Source organism: Rothia sp. HMSC062H08 (assembly GCF_001810775.1).
Taxonomy (GTDB): Bacteria; Actinomycetota; Actinomycetes; order Actinomycetales; family Micrococcaceae; genus Rothia.
Genome location: NZ_KV802677.1, coordinates 173000 through 179913 on the forward strand (window position 1 = coordinate 173000; position 6914 = coordinate 179913).

At 63.6% G+C, this 6914-nt stretch carries 5 protein-coding genes and 3 tRNA genes; all 8 read right to left on the reverse strand.

The genetic code is table 11. The features are described 5' to 3' along the window. Positions 1 to 25: 25 nt before the first annotated feature. The 8 genes from rpe to HMPREF2765_RS09005 all read right to left on the reverse strand — a co-directional run bounded on the left by rpe (position 26) and on the right by HMPREF2765_RS09005 (position 6411). A complete protein-coding gene (rpe, locus tag HMPREF2765_RS08970) occupies positions 26 to 727 on the reverse strand; it encodes a ribulose-phosphate 3-epimerase (RefSeq protein ID WP_070605467.1) in 702 nt (233 codons plus the stop codon). 54 nt (positions 728 to 781) lie between these two features. Further along, the gene (locus tag HMPREF2765_RS08975) at positions 782 to 2785 is read right to left on the reverse strand and encodes an RsmB/NOP family class I SAM-dependent RNA methyltransferase (RefSeq protein WP_070605470.1); all 2004 of its coding nucleotides are present in this window, start codon (positions 2783 to 2785) and stop codon (positions 782 to 784) included. Further along, on the reverse strand, positions 2782 to 3750 hold the full coding sequence (locus HMPREF2765_RS08980) for a methionyl-tRNA formyltransferase (RefSeq protein ID WP_070605473.1): 969 nt from the start codon (positions 3748 to 3750) through the stop codon (positions 2782 to 2784). The genes HMPREF2765_RS08975 and HMPREF2765_RS08980 overlap by 4 nt, the downstream gene beginning before the upstream one ends. 6 nt (positions 3751 to 3756) lie before the next feature. Further along, the gene (gene def / locus HMPREF2765_RS08985) at positions 3757 to 4362 is read right to left on the reverse strand and encodes a peptide deformylase (RefSeq protein WP_049342135.1); all 606 of its coding nucleotides are present in this window, start codon (positions 4360 to 4362) and stop codon (positions 3757 to 3759) included. Positions 4363 to 4702: 340 nt separating this feature from the next. Continuing rightward, positions 4703 to 5551, reverse strand: coding sequence for a PD-(D/E)XK nuclease family protein (locus tag HMPREF2765_RS08990; RefSeq protein WP_070605482.1), 849 nt, complete (start codon positions 5549 to 5551; stop codon positions 4703 to 4705). 108 nt (positions 5552 to 5659) lie between these two features. Next, positions 5660 to 5734: transfer RNA gene (locus tag HMPREF2765_RS08995), tRNA-Val, on the reverse strand. A 510-nt stretch (positions 5735 to 6244) separates the two neighbouring features. Next, positions 6245 to 6317: transfer RNA gene (locus HMPREF2765_RS09000), tRNA-Glu, on the reverse strand. Between the two features lie 22 nt (positions 6318 to 6339). After that, positions 6340 to 6411, reverse strand: a tRNA-Gln gene (locus HMPREF2765_RS09005). Positions 6412 to 6914 lie beyond the last annotated feature (503 nt).

Consider the following 6914-nt stretch of genomic DNA (forward strand, 5'->3'; position numbering starts at 1 on the left):
GGGGCGCCGTTACCGGCGAGCACCGCTAGCAGCCGCAACCGCATCCGGCGCTGGAACGCTTGACCGATGCGGCCGCCTCACGCAGGGAGGCGATTGCCGCCTCCGGACCGCCGAGCGCCTCATCCACACCGTAGACCGAGCTACCGGCAACGAAGCAGGTTGCGCCAGCCTCCGCGGCACGCAGGATGGTCTCTTCGGTGATACCGCCGTCCACCTGCACGGTCACCGGCAGGTTCGCGCCCTCAATCGCCTTGGCGGCGCGGGCAATCTTCGGCAGGGTCACGTCCAGGAACGCCTGGCCGCCGAAGCCAGGTTCCACGGTCATGATCAGCAGCATGTCCAGTTCGCTGAGCATGTCCAGGTAGGGTTCCACGGCGGTTGCCGGACGCAGCGCCATACCCGCCTTCGCGCCCTCAGCACGCAGGGTGCGCGCCAGCTTGATGGGGGCGATAGCCGCCTCCGCGTGGAAGGTCACCGATTCGCAGCCCATGCTGGCGTATTCGGGTGCCCAACGGTCGGCGTCCTCAATCATCAGGTGCACGTCGAACGGCACCGGGGAGATTTCGCGCAGACGCTTGACCACCGGCGGGCCCCAGGTGAGGTTGGGGACGAAGTGGTTGTCCATCACGTCAATATGCGCGGCGTCTGCGGTGGAAATGCGCTCCAGCTCGCGCTGCAGGTTCGCGAAATCCGCCGAGAGAATCGACGGGTTAATGGCAATACCCATGGGGTTCCTTTCAAATCCGTGCCGTATGGCCAGTGATGCTAGGCGGTGAAGCGGCTAGTTCTTACGCAGCAGGGCGAGGAACATGGCGTCGGTTCCATGCACGTGCGGCCACAGCTGCGCGGTGGTCGGGTTCTCCGAAGCCTTCACGACCGATGCGCCCTTCTTGACCTTAATCTCGGGGGTGTGGCCAGGGTCCTTCTCCCCCGCCAGCACGCTCACGGGTTCGCCGTTCGCGCCTTCGGTGTGCAGGGCGACTTCGCGCAGCGCGGCGGCGGAGTCGAGCAGGCTGACCGCGCCGCTTTCGAGCACCTCGGCAACAATGTTCTGGGTTTCTGCCGCGTGCGGGGAGCAGGTCACGTAGGCGATGACGCCGCCGGGGCGGGTCGCCTCAATGGCCGCATCCAGGAGCTGACGCTGCAGGGGCAGCAGCTCGGCAATATCGCGCGGGGACTTGCGCCAACGCGCCTCGGGGCGGCGACGCAGGGCACCCAGACCGGAGCAGGGAACATCCACCATGACGCGGTCGAAAAGCTGACCGGGCTCAATGGAACCGGGCAGGTCGGAGGCGTTCTTGCGCAGGGTCTCGCGGATCTGGCGGCCGTCGCCGGTGAGTACCGTGTAGCTGTCCTCGGGCAGGGGGCGCATGGAGGATTCCACGAGCTGCGCGCGGTGCGGTGCCGCCTCGTTGGCGACCAGGGATGCGCCGCGCTGAATACCGAGCGCGCCGAGCAGCGCCGCTTTACCGCCAGGGCCTGCGCACAGGTCGAGCCATGCGGTGTCGGTGCCGTCCAGGGGTGCTGCGGCGAGCGCGCGTGCTACCAGCTGGGAGCCGGCATCCTGAGCGCGGACGGTGCCTTCACGTACGGATTCCAGGCGTGCCAAGTCGCCGGAGGCGTACAGCGCCGAACCTTCAACCAGCTCGCCGTCGACGGCGCCCTGTTCGCGTGCCTCGTCGAGGCTACCCAGGCCGGGTAGCGCCACCAGGTTCACCACGGGGGCGAGGTTGTCCGCTTCGAGCAGCTGCTCAATTTCGGAGGCGGGGCGGCCGTGCGCAACGAGTGCCTGGCGCATGGAACGCACAATCCAGGCGGGGTGCGAGGCGAGCAGCGCCATGCGTTCGGTGTCGTCCTTCGCGTCCTCGATGATGAGTTCGTACCACTCTTCGGGGGTGCGCTCGGAGACACGGCGCAGCACCGCGTTAATGAAGCTTGCCGGGCCCGCACCGATCTTTTCGCGTGCCAGGGACACGCTCTGGTTCAGCGCCGCGTGGGCGGGAACGCGCATGTTCAGCAGCTGGTGCACGCCCATGCGCAGCACAATCAGGGTGGTGGTGCCGACCTTCTCGATAGGGCGGTCTACGCAGCGGCTGAGGATTGCGTCGTAGGTGCCCTGGTGGCGCAGCGTGCCGTAGGTCAGCTCGGTTGCAAAGCCTGCGTCGCGGTGGTCGAGGCGGTGGCTACGAATCGCCTTGGGCAGCACGAGGTTCGCGTAGGCGTCAGATTCCGCCACGGAGCGCAGTACGTCGAAGACGGTTGCGCGTGCGGTGTCTGCGGTACGCGAGCGTGCGGAGGGTGCCGCCGCGGAGAATTCGCGGGCGGACATGGAGCGGCGGTTGCGTTCGTGGCCGCTCTTATTGCGCTGGGAGGTGCCGCCGCCACCGCGTTTGGTGTCGTCGTGCTCGGTCTTGGCGCGGCGTGCGGCGCGTTCGACGCTGGTCAGGCCGTCAAAGCGGCGGCCGGTACGCGATTCGCTGCGGGAGTTGTCGTCCCACTTCTGCGGGCGGCCCTGCGAGCTTTGATTCTGCGAGCGCTGGTTCTGAGCGCGCTGGGAATTCTGGGACTGCTGGCGGTTCTGCTCGCTCACACCAGAACTCGAGCCGTTGCCAGCGCCGGAGCGGCGACGACGCTTACGCTTCGCACCGCCCTCACCCTGACCGCCGCCCTGATTGAACTTACCCTGACCGCTACCCTGGCTGAACTTGCCGTTGCCGGGCTTGCCATTGCCAGCGTGACCGGGCTTGCCGTGTCCTCCCTTGTAGGGGCGCTTTTCGTTGCTCATGCGAGTACCACCAGGCCTTCCGCCATGTCCTTGCCAGCGCCGCGAGCCCACGCGGGCGCATCCATCATTTTCTTGCCGGCAGGCTGAACCTGCAGCAGCATCAGGGGTTCGGTACCGGTGCCGACCAGTACCTTCTTTGCGTGCAGACGCACCGCACCGGGTGCGAGGGGGCCGCCGTTTGCCTCGGTCAGGGACTGCACCAGTCGTTCGTCGGCAACCGCCAGGCCACCGACCTTGAAGCGGTTTTCGCCCAGTTCGCACCATGCACCGGGTTCGGGGGTCACGCCGCGGAAGCGTGCCAGAATCTGTTCGGCAGGTTCGGTCCAGGTGAGGCGGCCGTCGGCAATGCTCATCTTGGAGGCGTAACTGACCGACTCGTCCTCGACCTGCACGGTGCCGCTCTCGCCCGCTTCGAGGCGTTCGAAGGTGCGTTCAAGCAGTGCGCCGCCGCTGGTGGCGAGGCGCATCAGCACGGTGCCTGCGGTGTCGTCAGCGGCTACGGAGGTGGATTCCTGTTCGAAGGTGGGGCCGGTGTCCAGGCCTTCTTCGAGCAGGAAAGTGGTGGAGAAAATTTCCTGCTCACCGGCGATGAGGGCGCGTTGCACGGGGGCGGCGCCGCGCCATGCGGGCAGCTTGGAGAAGTGCAGGTTGACCCAGCCGTAGCGCAGGGATTCGAGCGCGGGCAGCGGCAGCAGGGCACCGTAGGCGACCACGGCGGCTGCGTCAGCGTTCAGCTCGGCGATGGCTGCGGCGGCTTCGTCGTTCCAGCGGTTTGCCTTCACGATGGGCAGGCCGAGCTCTTCGGCACGTTGCGCGACCGGGGAGGGGGTGAGCACGCGCTTGCGGCCCACGGGGGCGTCTTCGCGGGTGAGCACGCCGACCACGCGAACCTTATCGGAGTTCGCCAGGTAGTCGAGCGGGGGCACGGCAACCTCGGGGGTGCCTGCGTAAATAATGTTGAGCATGTGAGCCTACTTTCCGAAGCTACCGAAGGAGGAACCGGCAGAGCCTGCACCGAACGCGCCACCGCCGCCGAAGGCACCGCCCACGCGGGTTGCACGCTCGGTCACGGTCTTCGCGGCAACCGAGTTGTAGTCTGCGGCGCGCAGGGCACGCATCACGCGCTGGCGGTCTTCACCCACGAGGCGATCGATGAACAGCTTGCCATGCAGGTGATCGGTTTCGTGCTGCAGCATGCGCGCGAACAGGCCCTCACCCTCCAGCACGAGGGGTTCGCCGTGGCGGTCCACGCCGGTCACGCGCGCCCAGTTCTTGCGAGGGGTCGCGGACTTCTGACCGGGCACGGACAGGCAGCCTTCGCCGCCTTCCTGGTCTTCTTCGCCGACTTCGAGCACGGGGTTGATAATGTAGCCTTCGCGGTCGTCAATGCCGCCGAAGGTGAAGATTTGTTTGGAGATGCCAACCTGCGGGCCGGCAAGGCCCACGCCGCCCACGTCGTACATGGTTTCTAGCATGTCGTCGATAAGCCGTGCCAGGTCGTCGTCGAAGACGGTGATGGGGTCGCAGACGCTACGCAGCACCGGGTCGCCTACGGTGCGGATGCTCAGGATGGTCATGGTTCTCCTTTGCCGGCGGGTGCCGGGAATGTGCTTACGGATTTCAATATGGCTGCAGAACTGCGCCGGTAGAACCTCGCGGGTGAAACTGCGCTGGCGGGCTCTCTCGGCAGGAGGGGTCTCCCAGGAGCAGGTTCTCACAGCGGGCGCATTCTTCACAGCAGGTGCGCCGTTCTGCCTATTGTTCTATTGTCGCCGATTCAGTAGCGCGAATCTAGAACGAATCGAGGCGCTGGGGTGGAGGCGGCAGGGTGAGGGCTGAGCCTCACCTCCCTGGGCTCACCTCCCTAGGCTCACCTCCTCAGGGGGTTTGAGCCTCTCCCCTACGCTCGTTACTCCCCTATACCGCGGGCGGGGGTACTACGGGCATGAGCGCGGGGTCTTCAAATTCTTGGACCTGGCGGTCGAATTCCCAGACGCGGCGCAGGGCGCAGAACTTGTACCAGTTGCGTTCGAGCACGGCGGGGTTCGCCTGCTGCGGCAGCACCTGCGTTTCGCCGAGGGCCACGCCCATGAGGACGGGTGCGTCGCCGTATTTCCAGGGTTCCCAGGTGCCTTTGTCAGGGTCGACGATGGATTCTTCGGCTTTGAGTCCGGCAACGAGCTGCATGACGACTTTTTCGTCGAGTGCTTTGACGCGGCCGCGTTTGTCGGTGCCTTTGGTTTTGTAGTCGATGATGCAGGTTCGGCCTGCGATTTCTGCGACGAGGTCGAGGGTTCCCGCGTAGCCGACGGTGTCGTTCCAGATGGTGACTTCGGCGGCGAGGGGGCGGGGCTTGAAGGCTTCCCACCATTCGTCGAAGCGGTCGGCGTAGGCTTGTTCGCCGTTGATGATGAGCTGTTCGCGGCTTTCGTCGAGGTTGTGTTCGCGGCCCATGGCGCGTAGGGCGACGGCTTCGGCGTAGTTGTGGACGCGGTCGCCTCGGGCGGCGGCTGCGTCGCGGTATCGTTCGGAGGCGCTGGCTGCGTCGCGGATGATGGCGAATTTGAGGCCGTGGGATCCGGTGGCGCGGTAGGCGCGCTGGTCTTCGAGGGCGGCTTTGGCGGCCATGTACCCGTGCCAGCCGCTGAGGTCGTTGGCGTGCTGCCCGATGACGGTGGTGATGGAGGGGACGAGGGGTTCTCCTCCGCGGACGCGCGCGTACATGCGTCCGTAGTCGGTGGCTGCGGCGAGTTCGGGTGTTGTCACGGGGTACCTCATTCTCGGGTGGTTGTGTCCGCGGCTGGGTTTGTACTGCTTGTGGACACAAATACCGGTGGGCATAATAAAACCCCCGTTCCTTGAAACGGGGGTTATTGGTGCGTGATACTGGGTTCGAACCAGTGACCTCTTCGGTGTGAACGAAGCGCGCTACCACTGCGCCAATCACGCTTACGGATAAGACTATACCGAGGCTTGGCGTGAAGGTCAAATTTTGCGCTCCCCTTTTTTTCTTCCCGTTCCCTTCTCGAGGAGTATGCGGCGGCACCATGGAATCTAAAAGATCATCCCACCAGAGGTGACTGCAGGTTCAGTAATGACTTATGGACTCTGGTCATGAGGTACGGACTTTGGGGCTGGGTTAGCGTTTTGAGGGATAGCTTTTAACCATGGCTGAAGTCGCTAAGTCATTACCGAATCTCAGTCCGGTTTCACTGGATAAACAAAAAAGCCTGGCTTCCGAAGAAACCAGGCTTTTCCTAGTGTGACCCCAACCGGTTTGTAACGGTGACGGAGGGGCATGATGCCGAGCGCGCGAGGAAATCCATCATGCCCCGGAGTGCCGCGACGTAAGGAGCGGCGCCGTGAGAGGCTCACGGCGGCACCGTAGAATCTAAAACCAGTCTTTACCGGATAAACAAATAAACCCTCAGCCAGAAGACTGAGGGTTTATTTCTAGTGTGACCCCAACCGGATTTGAACCGGTGTTGCCGCCGTGAGAGGGCGGAGTACTAGGCCGCTATACGATGGGGCCGTAACCTCCGTTAGGAGGTTAGCTGGGATACCAGGACTCGAACCTAGAACAAAGGAACCAGAAACCTTCGTGTTGCCAATTACACCATATCCCATTACCGTTCCGTTTCTCGCCTTTCGACTTATCACCGGAACGAGTAATAACTATACGGGTCTTTCTGGAGGCGTGCAAGCCGAAATCTAGAGAGCCGCCTCACATTCACGGTTTTATGCCCGCTACTTCCGCGTGTTTCCGGGGTTTTTGGGGTTAAAAAGTTTTTTAAATTTCTTCAAAAGGAGGGTTTTGGGGCCGATTTTCACCCCTCAAAGCAGCTTCCAAGGGGCTCAGAGAGTGGCTTTAACCTCTCCCCCGCACGCTTTGCATCCCAAATTTTTTTGAAGATTTTTCCTGTATTGCCTCCCGATAGCCAGATGACCGGACAGTCAGGTCGTCAGATAGCCCGGCAGCCAGCACCCAGGTAGCCAGGTAGTCAGATAGTCTGGCAGTCAACCCACCCAAGCAACCGCCTCGGGAAAGATCACAGGACCCCGCCCCCGCACCTCCAAAAACTAAAACCCCGGAGACAATATGAACTGCGCCCCGAAACTTGGACGCATT